This window comes from Chloroflexota bacterium (genome assembly GCA_016219275.1).
Lineage (GTDB): Bacteria > Chloroflexota > Anaerolineae > UBA4142 > UBA4142 > JACRBM01.
In genome coordinates this window covers 1-26776 of record JACRBM010000050.1, presented here as the reverse complement: position 1 = coordinate 26776, position 26776 = coordinate 1, and the positions used below count along the sequence as shown (strand labels likewise).

General features: G+C 56.6%; 24 protein-coding genes. 18 read left to right on the top strand and 6 right to left on the bottom strand.

Features of this window, described 5'->3' with window-relative positions; genetic code table 11:
• Nucleotides 1-42: 42 nt before the first annotated feature.
• Nucleotides 43-849, bottom strand: coding sequence for a methyltransferase domain-containing protein (locus HY868_12730; protein ID MBI5302995.1), 807 nt, complete (start codon nucleotides 847-849; stop codon nucleotides 43-45).
• Between the two features lie 182 nt (nucleotides 850-1031).
• Between HY868_12730 and HY868_12725 the strand changes: the two genes are divergently transcribed.
• The 3 genes from HY868_12725 (at nucleotide 1032) to HY868_12715 (ending at nucleotide 5718) form a co-directional block, all read left to right on the top strand.
• Nucleotides 1032-1397, top strand: a complete 366-nt coding sequence (locus tag HY868_12725) for a helix-turn-helix transcriptional regulator (protein ID MBI5302994.1) — start codon at nucleotides 1032-1034, stop codon at nucleotides 1395-1397.
• 23 nt (nucleotides 1398-1420) lie between these two features.
• Nucleotides 1421-3565, top strand: a complete 2145-nt coding sequence (locus tag HY868_12720) for a cation-translocating P-type ATPase (protein MBI5302993.1) — start codon at nucleotides 1421-1423, stop codon at nucleotides 3563-3565.
• Nucleotides 3566-3783: 218 nt separating this feature from the next.
• The gene (locus HY868_12715) at nucleotides 3784-5718 is read left to right on the top strand and encodes a NapC/NirT family cytochrome c (protein MBI5302992.1); all 1935 of its coding nucleotides are present in this window, start codon (nucleotides 3784-3786) and stop codon (nucleotides 5716-5718) included.
• Nucleotides 5719-5898: 180 nt separating this feature from the next.
• Here the strand turns inward: HY868_12715 and HY868_12710 are convergent, their stop codons facing one another.
• From HY868_12710 to HY868_12690, 5 genes are all read right to left on the bottom strand, one after another.
• On the bottom strand, nucleotides 5899-6360 hold the full coding sequence (locus HY868_12710; GenBank protein ID MBI5302991.1) for a hypothetical protein: 462 nt from the start codon (nucleotides 6358-6360) through the stop codon (nucleotides 5899-5901).
• An 89-nt stretch (nucleotides 6361-6449) separates the two neighbouring features.
• Entirely contained in the window at nucleotides 6450-7028 is a 579-nt protein-coding gene (locus tag HY868_12705) for a response regulator (GenBank protein MBI5302990.1), read from the bottom strand.
• A gap of 28 nt (nucleotides 7029-7056) precedes the next feature.
• A complete protein-coding gene (locus HY868_12700; GenBank protein ID MBI5302989.1) occupies nucleotides 7057-7941 on the bottom strand; it encodes a sensor histidine kinase in 885 nt (294 codons plus the stop codon).
• Nucleotides 7938-8873 carry a zinc ribbon domain-containing protein gene (locus tag HY868_12695; protein ID MBI5302988.1) on the bottom strand — a complete coding sequence of 312 codons (936 nt, stop codon included), beginning with the start codon at nucleotides 8871-8873 and terminating at the stop codon, nucleotides 7938-7940. The genes HY868_12700 and HY868_12695 overlap by 4 nt, the downstream gene beginning before the upstream one ends.
• Nucleotides 8874-9110: 237 nt before the next feature.
• Nucleotides 9111-10211: a methionine synthase gene (locus tag HY868_12690; protein ID MBI5302987.1), complete on the bottom strand. Its 1101-nt coding sequence runs from the start codon at nucleotides 10209-10211 to the stop codon at nucleotides 9111-9113.
• 224 nt (nucleotides 10212-10435) lie between these two features.
• On the opposite strand from HY868_12690, the gene HY868_12685 reads away from it, so the two are divergent.
• From HY868_12685 to HY868_12615, 15 genes are all read left to right on the top strand, one after another.
• A complete protein-coding gene (locus tag HY868_12685; protein MBI5302986.1) occupies nucleotides 10436-12304 on the top strand; it encodes a formate--tetrahydrofolate ligase in 1869 nt (622 codons plus the stop codon).
• Between the two features lie 98 nt (nucleotides 12305-12402).
• Nucleotides 12403-13161 carry a hypothetical protein gene (locus HY868_12680; GenBank protein MBI5302985.1) on the top strand — a complete coding sequence of 253 codons (759 nt, stop codon included), beginning with the start codon at nucleotides 12403-12405 and terminating at the stop codon, nucleotides 13159-13161.
• Nucleotides 13162-13268: 107 nt separating this feature from the next.
• The gene (locus HY868_12675; protein ID MBI5302984.1) at nucleotides 13269-13598 is read left to right on the top strand and encodes a heavy-metal-associated domain-containing protein; all 330 of its coding nucleotides are present in this window, start codon (nucleotides 13269-13271) and stop codon (nucleotides 13596-13598) included.
• A 77-nt stretch (nucleotides 13599-13675) separates the two neighbouring features.
• Nucleotides 13676-15679, top strand: coding sequence for an anaerobic carbon-monoxide dehydrogenase catalytic subunit (gene cooS / locus HY868_12670; protein MBI5302983.1), 2004 nt, complete (start codon nucleotides 13676-13678; stop codon nucleotides 15677-15679).
• Nucleotides 15680-15915: 236 nt separating this feature from the next.
• On the top strand, nucleotides 15916-16479 hold the full coding sequence (locus HY868_12665; protein MBI5302982.1) for a GNAT family N-acetyltransferase: 564 nt from the start codon (nucleotides 15916-15918) through the stop codon (nucleotides 16477-16479).
• A 98-nt stretch (nucleotides 16480-16577) separates the two neighbouring features.
• Entirely contained in the window at nucleotides 16578-18857 is a 2280-nt protein-coding gene (gene cdhC / locus HY868_12660) for a CO dehydrogenase/CO-methylating acetyl-CoA synthase complex subunit beta (protein ID MBI5302981.1), read from the top strand.
• Between the two features lie 77 nt (nucleotides 18858-18934).
• Nucleotides 18935-19354: a CBS domain-containing protein gene (locus tag HY868_12655; GenBank protein ID MBI5302980.1), complete on the top strand. Its 420-nt coding sequence runs from the start codon at nucleotides 18935-18937 to the stop codon at nucleotides 19352-19354.
• Between the two features lie 76 nt (nucleotides 19355-19430).
• Entirely contained in the window at nucleotides 19431-19619 is a 189-nt protein-coding gene (locus tag HY868_12650) for a hypothetical protein (GenBank protein MBI5302979.1), read from the top strand.
• A gap of 99 nt (nucleotides 19620-19718) precedes the next feature.
• On the top strand, nucleotides 19719-20687 hold the full coding sequence (locus HY868_12645; GenBank protein MBI5302978.1) for an acetyl-CoA decarbonylase/synthase complex subunit delta: 969 nt from the start codon (nucleotides 19719-19721) through the stop codon (nucleotides 20685-20687).
• Nucleotides 20688-20745: 58 nt separating this feature from the next.
• Entirely contained in the window at nucleotides 20746-21414 is a 669-nt protein-coding gene (locus HY868_12640) for a hypothetical protein (GenBank protein ID MBI5302977.1), read from the top strand.
• 63 nt (nucleotides 21415-21477) lie between these two features.
• Nucleotides 21478-21723, top strand: coding sequence for a NifU family protein (locus tag HY868_12635; protein ID MBI5302976.1), 246 nt, complete (start codon nucleotides 21478-21480; stop codon nucleotides 21721-21723).
• Between the two features lie 64 nt (nucleotides 21724-21787).
• On the top strand, nucleotides 21788-21991 hold the full coding sequence (locus HY868_12630; GenBank protein ID MBI5302975.1) for a hypothetical protein: 204 nt from the start codon (nucleotides 21788-21790) through the stop codon (nucleotides 21989-21991).
• A gap of 90 nt (nucleotides 21992-22081) precedes the next feature.
• Nucleotides 22082-23431 (top strand): acetyl-CoA decarbonylase/synthase complex subunit gamma, encoded by a 1350-nt coding sequence (locus HY868_12625; GenBank protein ID MBI5302974.1) that lies wholly within the window; start codon nucleotides 22082-22084, stop codon nucleotides 23429-23431.
• Nucleotides 23432-23566: 135 nt separating this feature from the next.
• On the top strand, nucleotides 23567-24658 hold the full coding sequence (locus HY868_12620; protein MBI5302973.1) for an Ig-like domain repeat protein: 1092 nt from the start codon (nucleotides 23567-23569) through the stop codon (nucleotides 24656-24658).
• 118 nt (nucleotides 24659-24776) lie between these two features.
• Nucleotides 24777-26669, top strand: coding sequence for a DUF4445 domain-containing protein (locus tag HY868_12615; protein MBI5302972.1), 1893 nt, complete (start codon nucleotides 24777-24779; stop codon nucleotides 26667-26669).
• The last annotated feature ends 107 nt before the right edge of the window (nucleotides 26670-26776 follow it).

Below are 26776 nucleotides of genomic sequence, written 5' to 3'. Positions count from 1 at the left end.
TCTAAACGATGAATCGGTGGCGCGAGGTCGTTCGCCAATACGCTACTTGACCGCGACGCCTTTGAAAAAGGTGTAGCTGAACGTTCCATCTTCGCCGGCGGTCGCGTGCAAATCGGCGATGCCGCGTTCCCAGGTCTCAAGATCGAGCAATCCCTGTTTGAGCGCCTGCTCTCGTGCGCCATTGACCATCGCGGTGAATGTATTCTTGGTAAATCCTTCAACCCATTCGGGTCTGCTCGAATCGGCATAGACCTGGCGCGGCGTGACGCGAATGTTTTTGAATCCCGCGCGTTTGAGCAAGGGATAGAGTTGTCTGCCGATCAACGCATTGCCGCCCATGCTCGCTTGAATCTTGACCAAACAATCAATCGTTTGCTGCGCGAATGGACTCTCTGGATAAAAATAGGCGGACGCATGATCGCCTTCGATGACGGTGAGCGTCCCCCCAGGTTTCACGACAACCTTCAATCGCGCCAACGCTTCGAGCGGTTGCCGCAGATGTTCCAACACAAAGCAAACAAAGATGTGATCAAAACTGTTTGCATCAAATGGGAGATCGAAAATATCTTCCGTACGAAAGGTGACATTTGTCAAACCTTGTTGCGCGACGCGTGCCCGCGCTGTTTCGACGGACTCGGGCGAAACATCAACCGATGTGAAATGCGCCTGAGGACTCTGCTGAGCCAGGATAATCGTTTGCGCGCCGACCCCACAGCCGGCTTCCAACACTTGGCTATCTGCCGGATAGATTGTGTCGTGATGCAATAATTCGGCGAGTGTGTTCGCTTGGTCGAGCAAACGGTCGCTTTCTCGCCCAGAATACCCGTGAACATAGTCGTTTGTGCTCATGGTTCCTCGCTGTGGTTTACTGTTCAATGCTTGCGAGTATATTCCAATCGCGCACTGGAGGCAATTTTCATAGAGTCAAGCCCCGATTGTCATCGCGACATCCGTGGTGGGAGCATTGACAAGTTTGAACGGGAATGGTATAGTAGAAACACTTGAGCAATCATTCAACTATCTAGGTGACGATGCGTAAACGAGCCGATGTCTGCGACGTGCTGTACGTGAGTACCGCGCAGGTCAAGCGCGCGGGCAAACACATGCCGGCAATAGACCGCGTCATGCAAGCCGCGGAAATCTTCGCCGCGCTGGGCGATCCGACGCGCGTGCGGATCATCGCCGCGTTGGCGCAAGCCGAGCTGTGCGTGTGCGACCTTGCCGCGCTGTTAGAGATGACGGTCTCCGCGGTATCGCATCAACTGCGGGTGCTTCGTCACCTGGGTCTGGTCAAGTATCGCAAAGAAGGACGCCTGGCGTTTTATACTGTCGAGGATGAACATGCCAGCGAGTTATTGACGCAAGTGCTCGATCACCTCCAGCACACGCGTCCTTGAAATTTTTCGTGAGGATTTAGCCAATGACAGAAACAGTGGAACTAGCCATTCGCGGAATGGATTGTGCGGAATGTGCGGTGCACGTCGAAGAACGCATCGGCAAGATTGCCGGCGTTGCTTCGGTCAAGGTGTTCTTGACGGCGGAACGCGGCGTGGTCTCGTTCGATTCGGAGCGTGCGGAACCCGCCGCGTTCGTTCGCGCGATTGAGGAACTGGGTTATCGCGTCGAGTCGCCGAATGCGACGCGGCAGGTCGAGGCGCGACAAAAGATCGGCGAACTTGCCGGCGCGGCGCGCTTTGCGTTTGTCGCGGTCGTCGCGGTGTTGGCGCTCGCGAGTTTGCTGGTCGAGCGGCTGGGTCTGTTCAATCGCATTGTCGAACAGATTCCCACGCCGGTGTTCGGGCTGGCGGTACTCGTCGGCGGTTTGCCGATTTTTCGCAGTGCGCTCGCCGGTGTCCGCGCGCGGCAGATCAACGCGGATTTGTTGATGAGCATCGCGATTGGCGCGGCGTGCGTGATCGGGGAATTTCTCTCCGCCGCGCTCATCGTGTTCTTTATGAGCGTCGCGCATTTCCTCGAACACTTCACGACCGAAAAATCGCGTGCGGCGATTCGACACTTGGTCGCGCTCGCGCCAAAGACCGCGCGCGTGTTGCGCGACGGCGCGGAAATCGAAATGCCGATTGAAGCGTTAACCGTCGGCGATGTGATCGTCGTGCGACCGGGCGAACGTTTGCCGGCGGACGGGCAAGTGATTGTCGGTGCGAGCGCGGTGGACCAATCGCCCATCACCGGCGAATCGTTGCCGGTGGACAAGCGCGCCGGGGATGGCGTGTACGCCGCGAGTATCAATCAACGCGGCGCGCTCCAGGTGCGCGTGACGCGCGTCGGGCGCGATTCGATGCTCGGCAAGATCGTTCGCTTGGTCGAAGAAGCCGAAGCCGCCAAAGCGCCAGTCCAAAAATTCGCCGACCGATACAGCATGATTTATTTGCCCGTCGTCCTTGGCGTTGCGTTCCTTACTTTTCTCATCACGCGCAATCCGGTAAACGCGATTGCCGTCCTTCTCGTCGCGTGTCCGTGCGCGATTGCGTTGGCGACTCCGCTTGCCGTCGTTGCGGGCGTCGGTCGCGCGGCGAGTCGCGGCATTCTCATCAAAGGTGGTTTGTATCTCGAAGCGTTGGCGCGTGTGGACACGTTGGTGATGGACAAGACCGGCACGTTGACGTTTGGACGACCGAAAGTTACCGACGTGGAGATGGCAGAGGGCAGATGGCAGATCGCGGATTTGGATAAATCGAAAATCGAAATTCAGAAATCGAAAATTCTCCGGCTTGCCGCGAGCGCGGAAAAATTCTCCGAGCATCCGCTCGCGTCCGCGATTTTGGACGAGGCGAACGCGCGCGGCATCGCGATTGAATCGCCCGAATCGTTCGAGGTGATGGCGGGGCAAGGTGTCGTTGCGCGCTGGAACAGTCACGCGATTACGTTTGGCAATCGCCGACTCATGGATGAGCAGGGGATCGCGCTCGACGACGCGCTCGCGCAACGCGCGGACGAATTGGAACGCGCCGGCAAGACGGTGATGGTTCTGTCCGACAATCATCACGTCAGCGGTTTGATCGCGGTGGCGGATGTGGTGCGCGAAGAGGCGCCGCAAGCGATGGAGGAACTCCGGCGCATCGGCATTCACCGGATGATCTTGCTCACCGGCGATAATGCGCGCGTCGCGGCGGCGCTCGCGCAACAACTGGGGGTCGAGTATCGCGCCGAGATGTTGCCCGAAGACAAAATCGCGTTCGTGCGCGAACTCCAATCTGCCGGACATCGCGTCGCGATGATCGGCGATGGAATCAACGATGCGCCCGCGCTCGCGCAAGCGGATGTCGGCATCGCGATGGGCGTGGCGGGAACCGACGTCGCGATGGACGCGGCGCACGTCGCGCTGATGACGGATGACTGGGCGCACATCCCCGTCGCGATTCGATTGGCGCGCCGGACGTTTCGCACGATTCAACAAAACATCGCGTTCGGTTTGTTGTTCAACGTTGTGGGCTTGTCGCTCGCCTCGCTCGGCGTGTTGACGCCGGTGATGGCGGCGGCAGCGCAATCGTTTCCCGACGTCGCGGTCTTTGTGAACTCGTCTCGGTTGTTGAAGAGCGAATAATCAAAGCGCGAATGGCGCGTCGTTGCTCTTACGTAACTCGAACAAAGATTTGACCCTATTTTGACCTAGTTTCTTTATAATCGGCGATAAGCATGACTTATCGTTGACAGTGAAGCTGCTGTTGAAATGCGTTACGGAAGGTGACGGATTGCCTTTCGACGTTACACGTAAGCGACGATTGGCTTTTTAATTTCTCTTTCAAGGAGGCGAGGGAAACAATGTCCTTCCTACGCAAATTCTGGCAAGGGATTCGCTCGATCAAACCTCGACAGTGGTTCCTGGGGTTTGTTACACTCGTCGTTTTATTCATCCTCTTTCTGGGCGCTTCGTACGCGTGGGATTATACGAACAGCGCCGCTTTTTGCGGCACCCAGTGCCACACGATGCCGCCGCACTATGATTCCTATCAACGCTCTCCTCACGCGCGGGTTCAATGCACCGAATGTCATATCGGACGCACCTTTATCGGCGTGGCATTTACGCGCAAAGCGGTGGATGCCCAATTCGTGTGGGCGTATTTGACCGGCAATTATGAATATCCGATCCACGCCAAGGGTTTGCAGCCGGCGCGCGAATCGTGCGAGAAATGTCATTGGCCCGAAAAATTTTCCTGGGACAAGGTCATCACGCTCGCGGATTACCAGACGAACGAGAAGAATACCCAGGTCGCCACGACACTCGTGATGAAAACGGGCGGTGGTTCCGCGCGCACCGGGCTGGGACGCGGCATCCACTGGCACATCGAAAATATCATCGAGTTCAAGTACACCGACAAGTTGCAACAGGAGATTCCCTGGATTTCCGTTACGAATGCGGATGGAACCAAGACGATCTACACCGACATCGAAAAAACCATGACCGCTAGTCAGCTCGCCGGTTTGCCCACGCGACTAATGGATTGCATTGATTGCCACAATCGCGTTTCGCACACATTCATGTCGCCGGATCAAGCGGTGGATGCGGCATTGCAGAACAAACTCGTTGACGAAGCGATTCCGGAAATCAAGAAAAAGGGCATCGAAGTCCTGACCCCGCACTATAAAACTGACGCCGAAGCCAAGCAAGCGATTGGCAATCTCGATCAATTCTACAAACAGAATTATTCCGCCTACTATACGCGGAACAATGCGACGATTCAGAAAACCATCAAGTATCTCCAGGACTTGTATCCGAAGATTTATTATCGCGATCAAGAACTGGACTGGACGACGCATCCAGATAACGTCGGACACAAGGATTGGCCCGGCTGTTTTCGCTGTCACGACGGCAAACACTTTACGCCCGACCGCAAAGAATCCATTCGACTCGAATGCAATGTCTGTCATGCGATTCCCGAAGTGACGACGGCTAATGGCGGCGCGGCGCTTTTGTCTCTCTCGCGCACGGATGAACCGCCATCGCACAAGACGACGACCTGGCTCGCCGAGCATCGTACGCAATTCAACACCTCATGCCAGGTGTGTCACGATACGAACAACGCCGGCGGCAAAGACAACACGTCCTTCTGTTCGAATAGCGCGTGTCACGGTATCGAATGGAAGTTTGCCGGTCTGAACGCGCCCAAGCTCGCCGAAATCGTCAAAGCGCCGATTCGCCCGGTCTCTGCGCCTGGCTCGACGCCGCGAACGGTTCCGCATCCGGTTGGTGGGAATCCGGATTGTCAAATTTGTCACGCGCCGAATGCTCTGGCGTTTCCCTATCCGGTGGATCACACCAATCGTCCGAATTCGACTTGCCTGGGTTGCCACAAGCCCGCGGTAGCCGTTGCGGTAACAACTCCTGTGCCCGGCGCGGCGTCGGGCGGTCCACCAAAAATTCCGCACAGTACCGCGGGGCGGACGCAATGCCTGGGATGTCACGGGACTGGGACTGCCAGCATTCCACAGATCACACAGTTCCACAAGGATTTTGGCTTCACCAACAACAATTGCTTGACCTGTCATAAAGCTGCCGGACCTGGGGATGCGACCGCGACACCATCCGCGTCCCAATCAGCGCAACCGGCGGCAGGCGGCATCAAGAAACAACCTGCCGATCACGCGGGGCGCGTCATTTGCTTGGCGTGCCATCAAGCCGGTGTGGGACCCAAGCCCCCGGCGGACCACGCAGGACGCGCGGACGATACGTGCAAGGCGTGTCATCTACCGTCGTAGAGATCGCGGATCGCAAATTGCCGATGGCAAAATAGAAACCTCTGGCTGGCGCAAAAAACCGGTTTCTTAAAGAAACCTGGTTTCTGGCGGACCCTCCACCAAACTCCTGCCTGCAAAATGGAAACCTCGGTTGATGATGACTCATCAACCGAGGTTTTCTTTATGTTCAATCGTGCCAGGTCACTCGATCTCGAACACACAACATGGATCGCCGACGGCGATGCAATGGGTTTCTTTGACCTTGGCGGATTTGTGCCACGCCTCTTCCCAAAACCCGGCGATGTAGCCGGCGAGCGGATGACAGATCGGTTTCTTTTGACGCGGGACGGAAGCCGCGAGCACTGAGTCGCGGACTTCGATACACGTTTTGCCGTTCTCGCGCACGAGCGTGCCGACGCCCCAATGCGCCTGGGTGAACGCGAGAAGCGCGGCGACGAGCAGGTCTTCGCCGTGGATGGTGAGACGCTGGCTCAACATCTGCGCGCCGCGCGCGCCGCCTTTTTTGCCGGCGGTGTACAAAATACCGCCAATCCCGATGCCCAAAAACTTGAGACCCGTCTCGTACAGTTCGCCAATAATGCCGCGATCAATCAAGACCGATTCATCGCGTATGAGTTGAATGACCTGATCTTCGTCGAGCACAACATTGCCCCCGGGGGAATTTTGGATTTTCGATTTCAAATTGCCGAGAATGCCGCGACCACAAATCGAAAATCGAAAATCGAAAATTCCTACAACATTCCGTCTGCAGTGATAATCGCTTGCGCGATTTCGCCGAGTTTCTTGTTTTCGTTTTGACTGCGGCGTTGCATCCGGCGGAACGCTTCTTCTTCGGTGAGATTCAGTCGGCGCATCAAGATACCCTTGGCGCGCTCGACGAGTTTGCGCGTTTCGAGCGCGTCGCGCAGATCGTCCACCTCGCGGTGCAAGGATTGGAATTCCTTGAAACGCGACACGGCGAGCGCAATCGCGGGCAACAGATCGTTCTCCGAGATCGGCTTCATCAAGTACGCCGCGACGTTCGCGCTAGCGGCGCGCTCGGCGAGTTCTTGCTCGCTATACGCGGTGAGCAAGATGATCGGGATCGGGCGTTCGCGCGTGATCGTCTCGGCGGCTTCGATGCCATCCATTTCAGGCATCTTGATGTCGAGAATCGCGAGATCGGGCTTGAGTTCGTTCGCCAGATGAACGGCTTCTTTGCCGTTGCCGGCTTCGCCGATGACCTTGTGTCCCAACGATTCCAATTGACCCTTGAGACTCATCACACGCAGACTTTCGTCGTCGGCAATCAAAATGCGGAGCGGTTCCATATTCACCTCGTATCAACTAAAGTATGTGCTACGCGCCGCCGCGTTGGATGCGGACCCACGCGGTCGTACAACCTTCGCCGTTGGCAATGCCCATTCTGCCGCGCAAATCTTTTTCGACGAGCGTGCGCGCGATTTGCAGACCCAGCCCGCGCGAGGTTGCCAAATCGAATTCCTCCGGCAAGCCGGCGCCGTCGTCCTGCACGCGCAGAAGAATTTCATCGCCATCCCAATCGAGTTCGATTTCGATGTGACCCGCGGTGCGGTCGCGCAAGCCGTGTTCCATCGCGTTGCAAACCAGTTCGTTCAGCACCAGCGAGAACGCGGTCGCCTGTTTCGAATTGAGCAAGATGCTGGGACCTTGCACGTTCACGGTAATGTGTTGATTGGGACGCACCATACTGCGCCGCGCCTGGTCGCCGATGAGTTGTGCGAGCGCGGTGATGTCCGTTGCGCCTACGCTTTCGAGCGAGAGCATTTGGTGCGATGCCGCGATGCTTTTGATGCGTGTGATCGAGTCGCGCAAACTTTCCTGGACTTCGGGGCGCGGGTTGCGCGACATTTCGAGCGAGAGCAAATCGGCGACGGTTTGCAAATTGTTCTTGATGCGATGATGCATCTCTTGCATCATCGCGTTGCTCGCATCCGCTTCGCCTTCGGCGCGCTCGCGTTTCGCGATCTCGCGCGCGACCCAGTTCAACACGACCCAGGTGAACGCCGGTCCGCCAATGCCAAACACGATCATCTCGAACGCCACCATCAAGGGATGCGACTGCGTCTCAAAAATGAGATGCGACGTGATTTCGTAGAACATGACGATGGCGACGATCAGCAACGGGATGAGTTGCTTGAGCACGCCGACGCGTTGCGAGAGTAACTGCTCGGCGCGCGGCTTGGCTTGCGGAAAAACGCTCATACGCTCCGACGTTTATTTCCACAGCGCGGGCAGAAATTATCTTCCGCGCGCAACGCGCGCCCGCACTGGGTACAAAATGCGGCGGCGGTTCCATTCGCCGGTTGCGGGCGACGCCCTTTTTTGGACGGAACCCGCGATGCTTGACGCGCGGCATTCGGCGCGGTTTGGCGCTGGCGCAAAATGAAAACACCGAACACCGCGACCAAGCCCAGGACGACAGCGGCGGCAACCAGAAACGCGTTTTGCCAAACGCTGGGTTGTTGCGGCGCGGCGGTCGCCGGGCTACTCGCTGACGGCGCTGCCGCGAGCATGTCTTTGGTCAAGCGAGTTTCCGCCCGCGTGTATTTGATCTGCGCGTTAACGCTTTGCCCGGCGGCAAGGTTCGCGAACTGCGCGCCATAGTACGACAAGCCATCGGTGGGGTCCACGCGCGTTAGTTGTGTCGGCGGAGTCGAAGTGAAGTTGGTCGCGCGCGCGGGCTGTTGAATTTCCAACACAACTTGGTCGGCGGGCGCACCCAGTTTGAGCGCAAAATCCATCGTCTTGTCCGGCGTACCGCGCAACAAATCGTCATAGTACTCGACCCAGTATTCCGCGGTCGCTACCGTAAACGTGACGCGCTTGAAGCCATCACCCAGATCAGTGCTGCGCGAAACTTGTTCCGGCGCTTGTCTGCCGTCGGGATTAACGTAGGTGGTCACGATCACTTCGGCTTTCGCCGGGACGAGCACCGAGACTTCGCGGGGCAGGGTGCCTTTATCCGCAAAGACGCCGTTCAGGATCACGAGCACGGTCGGGCGGTCGTACTCGGGCCAAATGGAGATATTGAGCGATGTGAGACGGTTGGGGTCTTGCGCGAATGCATCGGCGCGCGCGGACAACAAAAAGACCAGCGCCATCATCGCGCTGAAAACTATTTTTCGCTTGGTCATCGCGATCCTTTGGACATTTAGATTCAGTGATCGGTCAGTCATCGCCGTTGATGCACCGAACGCTTTCGCTTGTTTGCTTTGCAGATATTATCACGAGCAAGTCAGAGGGTAGTCAAAGGACGGTCAAAAACTGGTTTGTTGGAGAGTTGGGTGGTTGGATCGTTGGATCGTTGCATAGTTTGTTCGTCACAATTCGCCGGATCATCCGACCTCTCAACCAGCCAACTGCCCAACAATTCAACGATTCAACGATTCAACTAACTTCCACTCGCGTTCACGAACACGTGCAGAAACTTGACGCGTCAGTTCGAGCGCGCGTTCAGCGGCGGATTCTGAAATCGTGCCAAGTCCACACGCGGGGGTGATGAGCGCGCGCGCGTAGAGCGTATCGCGGTCAATTCCTTTTTTGACGAGCAACGCGATTGCCGCGTCGAGCCGCGCGACGAGCGATTCAGCCGTTTCGCGCGCGATGTGTTCGGCGATGGTCGGCACGATGCCCCAGGCGAGAATGCCATCGCGATGCAAAAAGTGTTTCACCTCGTCGGCAAAGAGCGCGAGGTTCTCGGCGTAGGTGTACGCGTCGAACGAAATCACATTGACAGACGTGTCGAGCAACATGCCCCAGTCGGTGTTGCCGCAACAGTGCGTCCCTTTCAATCCTTGCAACGCGGAAAAAACTTCTTCGAGATCGCGCACGACTTCCTCGCGATTGAGCGCGACGAGCGACGCGCCGACGAGCGCGAGCGAAGGTTCGTCAATGAAAATGATGGTATCGCAACTTTGCGAAGGCGCGAAGCGTGAACCTTCGCAAGGTTGTAACACGGATTGCAAAAATTTTTCCTGCCACTGGGCTTTGCGCGCGAGATGTTTCACCAGCACGTCGCGTAATGCTTCATCGTACAACATCGGCTTGAGTGTTTGGTCAACGACCTTCAAGCCGAAACTGATCGGACCGGTGACCTGACCTTTGAGCATCACCGTGTCGCGCAGCGCGCTCGCCGAATCGCGCAGCGCGTAGAGACCGGCGGCATAATCTGCGCTCATCGCGAACAGTTCAAGGTCGTCGGTCAGGTAGCGCACGTAAAATTCTTCGACCTGCGCCAGTTTGTCGTCGCCGATGACTGCGCCCATCCACTCGTGCGGCAGATCAAGTTGCACACTCGGCAGATGATCGCTGTACTGCGCGTACATGTTCTCACGAAAATCGCGGCGCGGCAGTTGGGGCCAGAACGGAATCGTCGGAAACGTTTTGAGCACCAAATCAATCGCGGTGCGTGGATCCGGATGCGGCAAACTGCCAACGCCGGTCGCGAGCGCGCGGGGGACAAACTCGGTCATCGGTTTTTCTCCTCGTCAGATTGCCCGTATTCTAACACGAACTTTATGAAAGACCAAACCTTGACCACTAAAAACGAACAAACGAATGTCCAATTGAGACTCGGACAAAGGTTGCACATGTTTTTGACCTCATTTTGACCGCTAGTTGTTATTCTTTCAGCGGAGATTCTCGAATCTCCGCTATTCCATTTCCGCGCAGGTGCAACGAAGGAGGAGAGCCAACGATGGCAATCAAGGTCAAGCATCCCGTTCCGAGCGACATTGAGATCGCCCAAGCATGCAAGATGAAACCGATTCTTCAAGTCGCGGAAGAAATCGGTTTGAAAGAAAAAGAGCTTGAACTCTACGGCAATTACAAAGCCAAAGTCCACCTCGAAGTTCGTGAACGCCTCAAGAAACGCAAGCAAGGCAAGTACATTGATGTCACCGCAATTACGCCTACCCCCCTCGGCGAAGGTAAAACTACGACAACGGTCGGTCTCTCACAGGCGCTTGGCGCGCATTTGAAACAAAGCGTCATCACCTGCATCCGTCAACCCTCGATGGGTCCCACGTTTGGCATCAAGGGCGGCGCGGCGGGCGGCGGCTATTCCCAGATCGTCCCGATGGAAGATTTCAATCTGCACCTGACCGGCGATATTCACGCGGTCAGCGCGGCGAACAACCTGCTTGCCGCCGCAATCGACGCGCGCATGTTGCACGAGCGCGATCCCAAGATTGACGACGACAAACTCGCCGTCGCCATCTGTCCCGATGGTCATTTCCCGCTGGCAGTTCAAAAACGCGCGCAACGTCTCGGCATCAACGCGAACAAACTCGCGGACTTGAACGCCGAAGATAAACGCCGCTTGTTCCGCCTCGACATTGACCCGAACTCGATCACCTGGATGCGTGTCGTGGATATTAACGACCGCTTGATCCGCAAGATTCAGATCGGTCTTGGCGATGAAGAAAAAGGCAACGAACGCATCACCGGTTACGACATCGCGGTGGCGTCCGAAGTGATGGCGATCCTGGGTTTGACCAGCGGCATCGAGGACATGCGCGACCGCCTGGGTCGCGTCGTCATCGGCACCAACTCCAAGGGCGAAGCGGTGACTGCCGAAGACCTGGGCGTCGCCGGCGCGATGACGGTCTTGATGAAAGACGCGTTGCTCCCCAACTTGATGCAAACGCTTGAGGGCACGCCCGCCTTCGTGCACGCCGGTCCCTTTGCGAATATCGCGCATGGCAACTCGTCCATCGTCGCCGATCAGATCGCGCTAAAACTCGCGGATTACGTCGTGACGGAATCCGGCTTTGGCGCGGACATCGGCATGGAAAAATTCATGGACATCAAGTGCCGCTACTCGGGCTTGATTCCAAACGCGGTCGTCATGGTCGCGACGGTGCGCGCGCTCAAGATGCACGGCGGCGGACCCAAGGTCGTCGCGGGTCGCCCGCTCGACAAAGCGTACACCGAAGAAAATCTCGCGCTCCTCGAAAAGGGTATGCCGAATTTGCTCAAGCATATCGAGAACGCCAAGATGTTTGGCGTCCCGGTCGTCGTCGCGATCAACTCGTTCAAGTACGACACGAAAGCCGAAGTCGCGCTGATCAAACGTTTGGTCGAAGAAGCCGGGTCGCAAGCTGTCGCGTGCTCGCACTGGATGAACGGCGGCAAGGGCGCGAAGGAACTGGGCGAAGTGGTGATGGACGCGGTAAAAAAGTCGAATCACTTTGAGTTCCTCTATCCGCTCGATATGTCCATCAAGCAAAAGATCGAAACGATCGCGACCAAAGTGTACGGAGCGGACGGCGTTGATTACACGCCCGAAGCTGAAGCCAAGATCGAACTGTACACGAAACTCGGTTTCGACAAACTGCCGATCTGCATGGCGAAGACGCACCTCTCGTTGTCGCACGACGTTGCGCTCAAAGGTCGCCCGACCGGTTTCCGCATTCCGGTGCGCGACATTCGCGCGAGTGTTGGCGCGGGTTTCCTCTATCCGCTCTGCGGCACGATGCGAACGATGCCAGGTCTGCCGACGCGTCCGGTGTTCTATGATGTTGATCTCGATTTGAAGACCGGTAAAGTGTTGGGGTTGTTCTAAGCAGTGCGATAGTGCGGTAGTGCGATAGTGCGATAGTTGGAAAACTGCCGCACTATCGCACTAACTGCCGCACTAATGCACTAACGAACTATTGCACTATGAAGATACTCGCTGTCGTGACAGGCGAATACGGGCGACGAATCGCCCACAACGTGCGTGAGTACGGTCCGAAAGATTGGACGGTAAATGAATGGACTGCACCCTCGCACTTTCCCATTGTCATTGAAGACCCGCGCGATTTTTTGCCCGCATCACTCCCGCCCGCCGATTTGATTCTCGCACTCGCTGAAACCTCCGGCGTTGCCGAACTGCTGCCCGATGTCGCGCAAATGACCGGCGCGAAAGCGATGATCGCGCCGATTGACCGCAACGAGTGGTTGCCAAAGGGTCTGATGAACCAACTGCGCGAGTGGATGAAACAAGTCGGCGTTGTCAGCGTTTTCCCAAAACCATTTTGCACTCTTACCGAAAAATCCTTTAGTCTGCGCGGACAACGCGTCGAGTACACTCAGCCGCTCATCGCCGAGTTCGCGCGATATTTTGGCAAGCCGCGTGTACGCGTCGCGGTGGATGAAGACGCCAAGACGATTGCGCGCGTAGACGTTGATCTCGACGCGCCGTGCGGGTGTATGCGCTTTGTGGCGCAGGGCATCGTCGGCGTAACGCTAGACGATGTGGAATACCAGGCGGGCATGTTGCATCATCACTATCCCTGCCTCTGCTCGATGGGCATTGACCCAGATTACGCCGATACATTGTTGCACGTCAGCGGTAATCTATTTCGCGATGCGTTCAGCGAAGCGATCAAACCGCACCGCGAGGTGCATTATTTCAAGCCAGAAGGTTTCGTGGACTGATTTTCGATTTTCGATTTTGGATTTCTGAATTCGCAAAGCGCGCGCTGACGTTCCTAAATCGAAAATCGAAAATCGAAAATCCAAAATTCCAACGGAGGGATTCAAAAATGGAACAACTATCACTCGTCATCCCCGCGCTCTATGCCGATCATCATGTCACGAACATCAAGCGATTGCTTGCGCCCATCGCGGGCGTGGAAGATGTGGTGGCGAGCGCGGCGTTCAAAGAAGTCTTTATCGAATTCGACCCCGCCAAGACGACGTCAGCCGCTATCGTGAAAGTGTTGACGGGCGCAGGTTACGCGCCGGGCGAACTCGAAGTCGTTGCCGAGTCGCCGTATGCTACGGGTGATCCGGCGTGGGATAAACTGGGCGTGCGCGCGACGACGACGAGTCAAGTGGATTTGCAATTGTCGGGCGAGTTCCGGAAATACTAGTATTCAGTAATCAGTATTCAGACTGAATACTGAATACTGAATACTGAATACTGTTCACTGATATTCAAGGAGGAACCATGGCTACCCAGAAACCAACCGTTCAAACGATTGACCCCGCCGTTGCCGAGATGCTCGACCGCGCGGATCAACTAGGATATTCGACTGCATTTAGCCGCGCCGCGAAAATGGCGGCGTGCCCCATCGGTGCGGAAGGCGCGTGTTGCCAGATGTGCAACATGGGTCCGTGCCGTCTCGTCCCGACGAAAGCGAACCCCGACCCAGTTGGCGTGTGCGGCGCGACACGCGCGACGGTTGCCGCGCGTAACATGGCGCGTCACATCGCGGCGGGCACCGCGGCGCACAGCGATCACGGTCGCGATCTGATTTTCACGTTGCTTGCCGTCGCGGAAGACGAAGCGCAAGGGTACGAACTGCGCGACGAAAATAAACTCCGCACCATCGCGGCGTACTTTGGCATCCAGACCGACGGCAAAGACGCGCGCAAGATCGCGCACGAAATTGCGACGGTCGCGCTGGGCGACATGGCGGGACAAAAAGGCGAACTCAAGTACACCGCGCGCGCGCCGAAAAAGCGTATCGAGTTGTGGCGCAAACTGGGCTTGATGCCGCGTGGCGTGGACCGTGAAGTCGTGGACACGTTGCACCGCACGCACATGGGCGACGACCAGGACGCCGAGCACATTTTGCACGGCTCGCTTCGCACCGCGCTCGCGGATGGCTGGGGCGGCTCGATGATGGCGACGGATATTTCGGACGTGCTGTTTGGCACGCCCGCGCCGCTCGTCAGCAAGGTCAACCTGGGTGTGTTGAAAACCGACGAAGTGAACATCGTCGTTCACGGTCACGAACCGACGCTCTCCGCGTTGATCGTGCGTGTGGTCTACGAACCGGAGATGATCGAGTACGCAAAATCGAAAGGCGCGCAAGGCATCAACTTGACCGGCGTTTGCTGTACGTCGAATGAAACGTTGATGCGCCAGGGCGTGCCGAGCGCGGGCAACGATCTGAATCAGGAATTGTGTGTGATGACCGGCGCGGTCGAAGCGATGATCGTGGACGTGCAGTGCATCATGCAATCGCTTTCCGACCTCGCGTCGAAATTCCACACCAAGTTCATCACCACGTCGCCGAAAGTGAAAATCACCGGCGCGACGCACATCGAGTTCAACGAACACGAAGCGTTGAACATCGCGCGCGACATTGTCAAGATCGCGATTGACAACTATCCCAATCGCAAGGACGTGCAGATTCCGTCGCACGTCGCCGACCTCGTCCCAGGTTTTTCGCACGAGTACATTCGCTACATGCTCGGCGGTTATTATCGCGGCTCGTTCCGCCCGTTGAACGATGCCGTGATGGCGGGGCGTTTGCGCGGCGTGGCGGGCGTCGTGGGTTGCAACAATCCGCGCACGACCCAGGATGCCGGACACAATTACATCGTGAAAGAATTGTTGAAGAACGACGTGCTCGTCGTCCAGACCGGTTGCGGCGCGCTGGCGAATGCAAAATATGGTTTGCTTACCGGCGAAGCCGCGCTCGAATACGCGGGTCCGGGGTTGCGCGAAGTGTGCGAAGCGATCGGCATTCCGCCGGTCTTGCACATGGGTTCGTGCGTGGACAACACGCGCATTCTCACCGTGCTCGCCGAAATGGCGAGCGAGGGCGGACTCGGCGAGGACATCAGCGACATTCCGGGTGTTGGTATCGCGCCCGAGTGGATGAGCGAAAAGGCGCTCGCGATTGGCGCGTACTTTGCGGCGTCCGGCGCGTACGTCTTGTTCGGCGTCAATTCGCCGGTGGCGAACAGCGAAGAAGTCGAAAAATTGATGAGCGAGGGCTGGGAAAAACTTGTCGGCGGCAAAATGGAATTCGTGCCCGATCCCGCCGAGATCGTGCGTCGCTCGCTCGCGCACATTGACGCGAAACGCGCCGCGCTCAAACTGCCGATCTACGACGCGTCCAAGTGGGGCAAGTCCGGCGACAAGCGCATGCGCGAATTGTTGTCGCTCAAAGATCGCCAAGCCGCGCTGTACGGCGGATTGCCGGTCGCGGCGGAGTAACCTCACCCCCTTCCCCCGTCCTTCGGACACCCCTTCCCCCTCTCCTGATTGAACTTCATCAGGAGAGGGGAAGGGGGGCGGGGGGATGGGGGTGAGGTCGAGCGGACGCACAGGGTCGTGCTCCGCTCTTTATGCTGTGTGGTGAGAATGGCAACGCACGCACGTCGCGCGCACCAACCTGCCCATTGCGGGGCAATGTGATTGGGAAGGATCCAATCGAAATCATGGAGACACCCATGCTAGACCAAATCGCCAAGTACCGCCAAATTGTCACCCTCGCCGATGGCACGCGGGTCTTGTTCCGTCCACTCGCGAAGGAAGACAAATCCGAACTGCTCTCGCTTTTTCAGCCGGTCAGTAGCGATGATTTCAGACTGATGCGTAACAACGTGCGCGATCCGCAGGTGGTCAGTAGCTGGATCGAGAATCTCGACTATCGTCGCACCTTGCCCATCGTTGCGGTGGTGAACGACCATGTGGTTGGCGACGCGACGCTGCACTTTCGTCCCGGTCCTGGGCGACACCTTGCCGACGTCCGCATCTTTTTGTCGAAGGAATTTCGGCGACGCGGCTTGGGCGTGGCGTTGTTGCGCACGCTGATTGATGTGGCGCGCAAACTGGGTTTGCAACAACTCGTCGCCGAAGTCATCGCCGATCAGGTCAAGACGATTGCCGCGTTTCAGAGTTTGGGCTTTGAATTGCGCGCGACCTTTACCGATTATTTCATGTACCCCGATGGCGAGACGCAAGACGTCGTCGTGTTGGTCTTGCGCCTTGCCTCGAAGAAAGAAGAATTCTAACGAATTTTCGATTTTGGATTTTCGATTTTCAAATCCAAAATCAAAAATCGAAAATCAAAAATTGAATTGACCATTCGATAACTCGAAGGAGGAACTGAATGTCTCGTTACATTGCCACATCGGCGATTCGCGGCGCGAACAATATTGTCCGCGAAACGGATGCGTATCTGCAAAAAGCATTGAATGAAAAAGGCGCGGATGCCAAGGTTGGCTTTCCCAACACTGCGTATTTTTTGCCGACGATCATGGGACTCACTGGGCGTAAGGTCGAGACCGTCGGCGATCTCGTTCCGGTGATGGATCATGTCAAGTCGTTGATGCATCCCATCCCGGCGGAATCGAAATGGACGCCGTACCTGGGTGAAACGCTCGACAGCGGCGTGGCGACTTTGCTCGCAGAAGAAACGTTGATGGCGTTGCGCTATCTGTACGGCGATCAACCGGAGGCGCTCCCCGGATTTCAACTCGCGCAGGCGTCGTTCACGTCGCCGGAGTTTTCTAAAGGAAACGGCGGCGGACACCTCAACGGACCGATTGACGACATTCAACTGCGCTCGTGGGGCATTCAACTTGTGGACGGTCGGATGCCCGGCTTCGCGGCGATTGTTGGTTGCGCGAAATCGAACGAGGTCGCGGTCAAGATTGTGCGCGAACTGCAACGGCGCAACATCCTCATCTTTCTCGCCGGCAATGTGAATGGTCGCTCGATCATTCATCAGTTGCAAGAGGAAGGCGTCGAGATGGGATACGATACCTTCATCGTCCCGTTCGGCACCGACACGCTCTCCGCGATTTACGCGATCGGTTTTGCGACGCGTTCCGCGTTGACCTTCGGCGGCATGAAGGGCGGACAGTCGCGCGAGATTTTGTTGTACAACAAGGCGCGCGTGTTCGCGTTCGTCCTCGCGCTCGGCGAAGTGGACGATTTGAAATACGCGACCGCCGCAGGCGCGATCTCCTACGGCTTCCCCGCGATTGCCGACACAGTCATTCCGGAAATTCTGCCGACCGGCGTCACGAGTTACGAACACGTCATTTCGATGCCGTTCAACGAAATTCCCGGCAAGGACGATTTGGAACGCGCCGAGAAACTCGTTCAGCGTTGCATCGAAGTACGCGGCGTCAAGATCAAGATGACCGAAGTGCCGATCCCAGTTCCGTACGGCTCAGCGTTTGAAGGCGAAGTCGTCCGCAAAGCCGACTTGCGCGCCGAATCCGGCGGCAAGCGCGCGCGTTGCTTCGAGTATCTCTACAATTTGCCGATGGACAAGGTCGAAGACGGCAAGGTCACGGTCATCGGTCCCGATTTGGACGCGATGCCCGAAGGCGGTGCGTTCGATATGGGCATCGTCGCCGAAGTGGCTGGGCGCAAGATGCAAGAAGATTTCGAGCCGGTGCTCGAACGCCAGATTCACCACTTTGTCAACGGCGCGTCCGGCGTGCAACACGTCGGTCAGCGCGACATTACGTGGATTCGCGTATCGAAAGCTGCGTTCGAAAAAGGGTTCCGTCTTCAAGACATCGGCAAGGTTTTGCACGCGCGCTATCACGCCGACTTTGGCGCGATTGTGGACAAGATTCAAGTCACGATTTATACTAATCCCGCTGACGTGAACACGATGCTTCAGGTCGCGCGCGATGCGTACCAAAAACGCAATGTGCGTCTCGCGGATATGGTGGACGAGCAGGTCGAAGAATTTTACTCGTGCACGCTCTGCCAATCGTTCGCGCCCAATCACCTCTGCGTCATTTCGCCGGAACGGGTTGGCTTGTGCGGCGCGTACTCGTGGCTCGACTGCAAGGCAAGTTTCCAAATCAATCCAACCGGTCCCAATCAGCCGATTCCTAAAAAACAAATCATTGACCCAGTCAAGGGTTACTTTAGCGGCTCGAACGAATTCCTGTACCAGAATTCGCATCAGCAATTCGATACCGTTTCGATGTACTCGATTATGGAAAATCCGATGACCGCGTGCGGTTGTTTCGAGTGCATCGTGATGGTGATTCCCGAAGCGAACGGCGTGATGGTCGTTTCGCGCGAGGATACTTCGATGACGCCGGCTGGCATGACGTTCTCGACGCTTGCGGGTATGGCGGGCGGCGGTTTGCAAACGCCGGGCGTGATGGGCGTGGGCAAGTACTATCTCACGTCGAAAAAATTCTTGAGCGCGGACGGCGGGTTCAAGCGCGTTGTGTGGATGTCGTCGGTGCTCAAGCAAACGATGGCGGACGAGTTCAAAAAAGCCGCCGAGTTTGCCGGCGATCCAGAGTTGATCGAAAAGATCGCGGACGAACGAGTTTGTACCGAAGTGCCCGATCTCGTCGCGTACCTCGAATCGAAAAACCATCCCGCGTTGACGATGGACCCGATGATGTAAACAACGGATGGAAACGGATAAACGGATGGCAATTCGTTCATTCGCTGATTCGTTCTAATTCGTTGAGGGAGGATTCGATGACGAAATTCGTGCGCGATGTGATGCGAATTGGCGTGCCGGTGTGCGAGATGGAAACGCCTCTACCTGAAATCGCAAAGATCATGGCGCGTGAAAACGCGGACGCCGTCGTCGTGATGGACGAGGTGGGTTCGTGCGGCGTTGTGTCGCAAAGCGACCTCGTGCGCGCGTACCCGCGCAACTTTGAGTTGCTCACGGCAAAAGATGTGATGACTTCCAAGGTGCTCACCGTGCCGCCCGATGCCGCCGCGACCGCGGTGGCGCACATGATGATGGACGAAAAAGTACACCAGGTTTTCGTTTTGCACGAACATCCGGGCGCGGGCAAGCCGAGCGCGGTGGTGACGATGCGCGCGCTCGTGCGCGAAATGGCGGGCTTGGAACCGGAACGACCGGAGCCGCCGATAAAACGCAAGTGATATTTTCTTTGCTCCCCGCTTCTCTGCTTCCGCGCAATTAGCAGAGGCGCAGAGGCGCGGGGGCGCAGAGGTGAGAATGTCCCAGTCGAACGAAAAACACTTTAGCCCGCGCACGACGAACATTCTGCTCGGCGCGTCGGTGGTCATTCTGATCGCGACGGTGTTGGTGCGCTATCTCACCAACGCGCCGCACGAAGCCGTACTCGTGGCGATGGCAATCGGCGTGTTTTTGTTTTTGCTCGTTGCATTCGATCAACCTGAATAATGCACTAGTTCAATAGTGCGATAGTGCGGTGGTTTAAAATCCACTTGCTCAACTATTGCACTAACACACTAACGCACTATCGAATTAAATGGAGGCATAATGCCAGTTACAGTTGAAATTCCCAAAGACAAGTACGCCGGTAAAGTGCGAGAGATTACGCTCGGCGCGACGAAAGAACAGGGCGGCACGCGCGCCAAGACCGTGACCATCGGCGGCGAGAACGCGTTGCCGTTCATGCACTTTGAAGGCGCGTTCCCCAACACGCCGGCGCTCGCGATTGAAATTCAAGATCGCAAGCCAAGCGATTGGTCGCCGGTATTGCTCGACGCGTGGAAAGCGGTCGCGGATGATCCGGTGAAATGGGCGCAAGCCGCACAAGCCGCCGGCGCGGATGTGATTTTGCTCAAACTCAATGCGACGATGGCGGACGGTTCCAAGAACACGCCCGCGAACGCGGTCAAGGTTGCGAAGGATGTGCTCGGCGCGACCGGATTGCCGTTGATCGTGTTCGGTCCCGGTCAAGCCGACCTGGACAACGAATTGCTCGTGCCCGTCGCTGAAGCGGCGAAGGGTGAACGACTCGTCCTGGGTCTTTGCGAAGACAAGAATTATCGCACGCTCGTCGCGGCGGCGCTGGCGAACGATCACCTCGTCAACTCGCGCACGCCGATGGACGTGAATCTCTCCAAGCAACTCGTGATTTTGATTCACGATATGGGCTTGCCGCTCGAACGTATTTTGATGGACCCGACGACCGGCGCGCTCGGCTACGGCATCGAGTACGGTTACTCGGTGATGGAGCGTCTGCGTCTCGCCGCGTTGCAGGGCGACGGCATGACCCAACAACCGATGCTCGTCACGCCCGGCGAAGAAGCGTGGCGCGTGAAAGAATCCAAGGTCGGCACCGATGTGCCGGCGATGTGGGGTGATTGGGCGGAACGCGCGATTCATTGGGAAACCGTCACCGCGTCCGCGCTCGTCGAATCCGGCGCGAACATACTCGTGATGCGTCATCCCGAAGCGCTCAAGCGCGTCAAGGCGATGATTGGCAAGTTGATGGGGAAATAAAATTACCAAGTACCAATTTACGAGAAACGTAATTGGTAATTGGTAGTTGGTAATTGTGATGGCTACGCTCAGTCGCGCGCGACAAAACTGGATACTCTACATCGCGTTCGTTGTATTGCTTGGCGCGTTGCTCTGGCTTTCGCCGGCAGAGGCGACGCTGGGCAATGTCGTCAAGTTGGTGTACGCGCACGGCGCGGCACAGCGCGTCGCGATGTACGCGTATCTCATTGCCGGCGCGCTCGGCATTGTGCATTTGTCATTGCAAGCGTTTTTTGCGAAACGCGTAACCCCACCCCAGCCCTCTCCTTACCAAGAGGAGGGAGCGGGAGGGGTGTTTGCCCGTTGGTCGCGTGCGCTGATGGAAAGCGCGATTCTGTTTTGGTTCATCCAGTTTGTCGTGAGTCTGCCCGCGCAAATGCTCGCGTGGGGTGGCATTTCGTGGACCGAGCCGCGCGTGATGAGCGCGCTGTGGGTGCTGGTGTTTACGGCGCTCGTCTATGGCGTGGCGCATTGGGTGGGCGATGCGCGCTCGTTGTGGATGCCCGTTGCGGCAATCGCGAACGCGACCATCGCGCTGATACTGCTTCGTGGCGCGGCAAATATCTTGCATCCGATTGATCCGATCCTGGGTTCGGAATCCATCGCGATCAAGGCATTTTACGCCGCGATTGTGCTCACGACCGGCGCGCTCGCGATTCTGTTCGCGCGTGAACGTGTCGCAAGTTAGCCGCAGGACCATACTCGCCAACCGCAAACGGAAAAAATTCTGTGGCGAAAGAAGGAACGTTAAATGTCAACGCCAAATGAATTCGAACGCATGCAAGAAACAATCGCAACGATCAGCCACTATGCCGAAATCTATCACAACGGTAGGGTGGATTTGATATCGTTCGACGGCGAGACGGTCGTCGTACATCTGGGCGGCGCGTGCGAAGAATGCCCGCTGATGCCGTGGACGTTACACCGCGTTGTGGAAAGCACAGTGCGCGATCTCTTCCCGAAAGTGAAAGAGGTCAAGGCATTGCAGGCAAAGTAAACAGTGAACGGTGAACAGTGAACAGCAGACTGTTTACTGTTTACTGATTCGACAAGGAGCTAGAATGGACGCGAAAACTAGTTGGGAAACGTTCTTCAAAATGATGATCATGGAAGAACATGGCGCGCAGAAAAAATACGAAATGGCGATGAATCTCGCGGACACGCCGGAATTGAAAAAGGTCTTCGAACGGTTCATGCAAGAAGAAATGTTCCACGCGCAAATCCTCGAAGGCGAATTGCTCAAACTCGAAAAGAAAGGCATTTAGTTCGATAGTGCGATAGTGCTCTGGCGAGATAGTTAAAGGACGCCACTATCGCACTATTGCACTATCCAACTATTGCACTGGAGGACAAACATGGCATTAACCGGTTTGCAGATTTACAAACTCTTACCGCAAACAAACTGCAAAGAATGCGGATTTCCAACCTGCCTTGCGTTCGCGATGAAACTCGCCGCGAAGCAAGCGGAATTGAGCGCGTGCCCGTACGTTAGCGAAGGATCCAAGCAACAACTCGAAGCCGCGTCGCAACCGCCGATTCGTTTGATCACGCTCGTCGGCGCGGACAGTAAAAAGGTCGAGACGGGCAACGAGATCGTCCTGTTCCGCCACGAGAAAACTTTTTATCATCCCGCCGGCGTGTTCGTGCGCGTCAAGGACACGCAAGCCGCCGATCAACTCGCGGCGGCGGTGAAAGAGATGGACGCGTTCGTCGTGGATTATGTCGGCATCAAGTTGCATCTCGACGGCATCGCGGTCGAGAACGCGTCGGGCGACGCGGCGAAATTCGCGGCAGCCGTCGAAACCGTGCGCGGCGCGACCAAGATGCCGCTCATCCTGATCGCGCAAGACGCGGCGGCATTCGAAGCCGCGCTCGCGAAATTGCCGGGTGAAGCGCCATTGCTCTACGCGGCGGACGCCTCGAACGCGGCGGCGCTCGCGGCGGTCGCAAAAAAGGCGAAAGCCCCGCTCGCGGTCAAAGGCGATGGCACGCTGCAATCGCTCGCGAACCTCACCGAAACAGTCAAAGCCGCGGGCGTCGAAGACATCGTGCTCGATCCTGGGACGCGTGATTTTCTCGGCGGGCTGACGACCGCGACCCAGATTCGGCGGCTCGCGATCAAAAAGAATTTCCGTCCGCTCGGTTATCCGATCATCGCGTTTCCCGGCGAAGGTGTTGCATCGGCGGATGAAGAACCAACGCTCGCCGCGCAAGCGATTTCGAAATACGCGGGCTTGGTCGTGCTCGATACGTTTACGCCCGCGCGCGCGTACGCGCTGCTCGTGTTGCGCCAGAACATTTACACCGATCCGCAAAAACCGATCCAGGTGCAACCTGGGTTGTACGAGATCAACAATCCGAAACCGGATTCGCCCGTGCTCGTCACGACGAATTTCTCGATTACGTATTTCTCGATTTCGAACGAGGTCGAAGGCGCGGGCTTGCCCGCGTGGTTGCTCGTTGCGGACGCGGAAGGCATGAGCGTGTTGACCGCGTGGGCGGCGGGCAAGTTCGATTCGGACCGCATCGCAAAAGCGGTCAAGACGACGGGCATCGAATCCAAGATCAACACCAAACGCATCGTGCTCCCTGGCGCGGTCGCCGTGTTGATGGGTGAAGTCGAAGAAGCGCTGGCGGGTTGGAAAGTCGAAGTTGGTCCGCGCGAAGCGGTGGATGTGCCGGCGTTTTTGAAGTTGAAAGCGTAGGAAATAATTCAGGGGTCAGAATTCAAGAGATTCTGACTCCTGGATACTTGGGTTTCGATCCAGATTTGACTCTCGCGGTAACAGACACACAACCGAAAAAATTCAGTTTGCCACAATGTGGTCCAGGAAAAATCAATGCAGACTCGAACTGTAGGACTTGGCACAATATTTTTTTTGTTGTTGGGCGCTATCTTTTTAATTCAACCACCTATAATGACTCAGGCGAGTTTTCCAAATGCCACGCACTCTTTCAATGGATGGCTTGCCGTTAATGGGGGCAATGCCCAAGTCCCCTACGATTCTGAAATCAGTTTGGATCCCAGTATTTCCAGTTTCACGCTTGAAGGATGGATCAATAGCCCAACGTTTGGCTATGGCAATAGCAGTTCCTGGGATGTAGTTTCCAAGCTTTCGAGTTTTAGTTTGAAAACTGGGCATACATATCTTTTGGGCTTTCCAGGAACTAATACTTACTATGTTACTCTGATGCGAAATGGTGTTGGAACACTCCACACTGGGAGTTCTTGTTCAGAGTGGGATTCATGTATGCCGACTGGGTGGTTCCACTTTGCGTACGTCTATGACAAACCAAACAACAAGTGGATGTTCTTTTGGAATGGCGTAAAACTTGATGAAGTTATTCAAACTCCACTTACATCTACTCAACCGCTTGTCTTGAAATACGCGCAAAAAATGGACGAGTTCCGTATTTCAAATAATGTACGGTATTCAGCAAATTTCACAGTTCCATCCGATCCATTTACCTGTGACGCCAATACGCTGGCACTGTGGCACTGGGACGAAGTTCAAAACTCGACAACTTTCCACGATTCGTGCGGTGCTACCGATAATGTAATGACTGGCGCGAGTGGCGCGCATACCGAAGGAGTAACTGCACAGAATACCAACACGGTATTGGTCTCTTCTCCGAACCCATCTATTATTAGTCAATCCGTAACTTTAACAGCAACCGTGAGCATTACTCCAACTGGTTCTGAAATTCCCACGGGGAGTATTACTTTCAAAGACGGGGCTACGCCGCTAATTACGACGACGTTATCGAATGGGATCGCAACATACATCACTTCGACTCTTGTGGTAGGATCGCATACGCTTTCCGCAGTGTATAATGCTGACCCTGCTTTTGTCATGAGTACCTCGCCAGATTTGGTGCATATCGTAGAGAGTATCATCTATCGCTTGTATTTGCCGAGCATTTTGAGATAGCAGGTTGGTGCCTGACGAGCTCCCTTTGGTGGTTTTCTGACAGGAGAAGTCGCTTATCGCTACCCAACAAGTTCATTTCAAGCCACAAGATATAACCGTCGAGATCAAACACGGCGCGTTGATTTCAGATGCGGCGCAGCAAGCCGGCATAGACATCAACGTGCCGTGTGGCGGTCAGGGGCGCTGCGGGCGATGCGCGGTCGTCGTCGAGCGCGGCAATGCGCGGCGTCGCTCGACGATGCGTCTCAGCGCGTCCGATCTCGAAGCTGGGTATGCGCTCGCCTGCCAGACCGTCGTCGAGGGCGACCTCCAAGTATTCGTCCCGCCGCAAGAAGAAATCACGCGCCATCTCACGACCGAAAAGACCGCCGCTAAAATCAGCGTGCCGTTCGAGTACGATTGGCGCGAACATCAAACGGTCGGCAAATATTTTCTCGAACTCGAACCGCCCTCGCTCGCGGACAACACCGACGACGTGTCGCGGCTCTCGCGCGAACTCACGCGGCGATTCAACATCCGCGATTTGTGCGTGCCGCTTCCCGTGTTGCGAAACCTCGCGCGGACTCTGCGCGAAGCGGAATGGCGCGTCACCGTCGTCGTGGATCGCTCCGGCGATGAACCGCGCCTCGTGGATGTGCAACCCGGCGATCAATCGTTTTCGCTGTACGGCGCGGCGGTGGACATTGGCACGACAACGGTCACGCTGTACCTAGTTGATCTGTTCACCGGCGAAGTCGTCGAAACCGCGGCGGACTACAACGGGCAGATTCGGCGCGGCGAGGATGTGATCTCGCGCATCATCTACTCGTCGAAAGACGGCGGCGGACTGATGGAGTTGCAATCGCTCGTCGCGACGACGATCAACAAACTTGTCGAGCGCGTGACGTTGCGCCGGAAAATTCATCCCCACGATATTTACAAAATGACCATCGTCGGCAACAGTACGATGATGCACATTTTGCTGGGTCTCACGCCCGACCCGATTCGCCTGACGCCGTACATCACGACGATCAATCATCCGCCCCAGGTGTTGGCGACCGAGATCAATCTCAACATTCATCCACAAGCGACGGTGGACTCGTTGCCCGGCGTCGCGAGTTTTATGGGCGCGGACATTACCGCGGGTGTGTTGTCGTCGGGCACGAACGACACGGACAAGGTGACGTTGTTCCTCGACATCGGCACGAACGGCGAGATGGTGTTTGGCACGCGCGAGTGGTTGGTAAGCTGCGCGTGCAGCGCGGGTCCCGCGTTCGAAGGCGCGGGCGTGTATCACGGCATGCGCGCGACGACCGGCGCAATCGAAGAAGTGTGGATCAACGGCGAGACGAAGGAACCGACGATTCGCGTTATCGGCGGCGGCAATGCGCGCGGCTTGTGCGGCTCGGGTCTCATCAGTCTGCTCGCGGAAATGTTCATCACCGGCGTGATGGACAAGGCGGGCAATATCAATCTCGATCTGCCGACGCCGCGCGTGCGCAAAGGTGAACACGGTTCCGAGTACGTGATCGCGTGGGCGAGTGAGAGCGAAACTGGCGCGGACATTGTCGTTACCAAGCCGGACATTGACAACCTCTTGCGCGCCAAAGCCGCGATTTACGCGGGCTATGTGATGCTTGCGCGCAGTGTCGGCATGACGCTCGCGGATGTCGAGCAGATGTTGATAGGCGGTTCGTTCGGTCAGTACCTGAACATTGAAAAAGCGGTCGAGATCGGTTTGCTGCCCGATTTGCCCTGGGATCGTTTTCACTTTCTCGGCAACACGGCGGCGCGCGGCGCGTACATGGCGCTCCTTCGCCGCGATGCGCGCGACGCGATTGCGGACATTGCGCGCAAGATGACGTACATCGAACTCGCCGCGGACAACGCGTTCACCGATCAATTTATGGCGGCGCTGTTCCTGCCGCATACCGACCTGACCGCGTTTCCGAGTGTGCAGAAAGTGTTGGAAGGGCAAGAAAGGGCAACACTAGTCGGAAAGACTTGCGGTAAAAAGTCAAGAGGCAAATGAACCAATTTGAGACGAGTTTTGAAAGCGCATGTCGTTTGAAGGGCGCATCAAACTAACCGAACCGAAACTGCGCTTTTCCGCCGGCGATACCCAGGTATGCGGTTGTG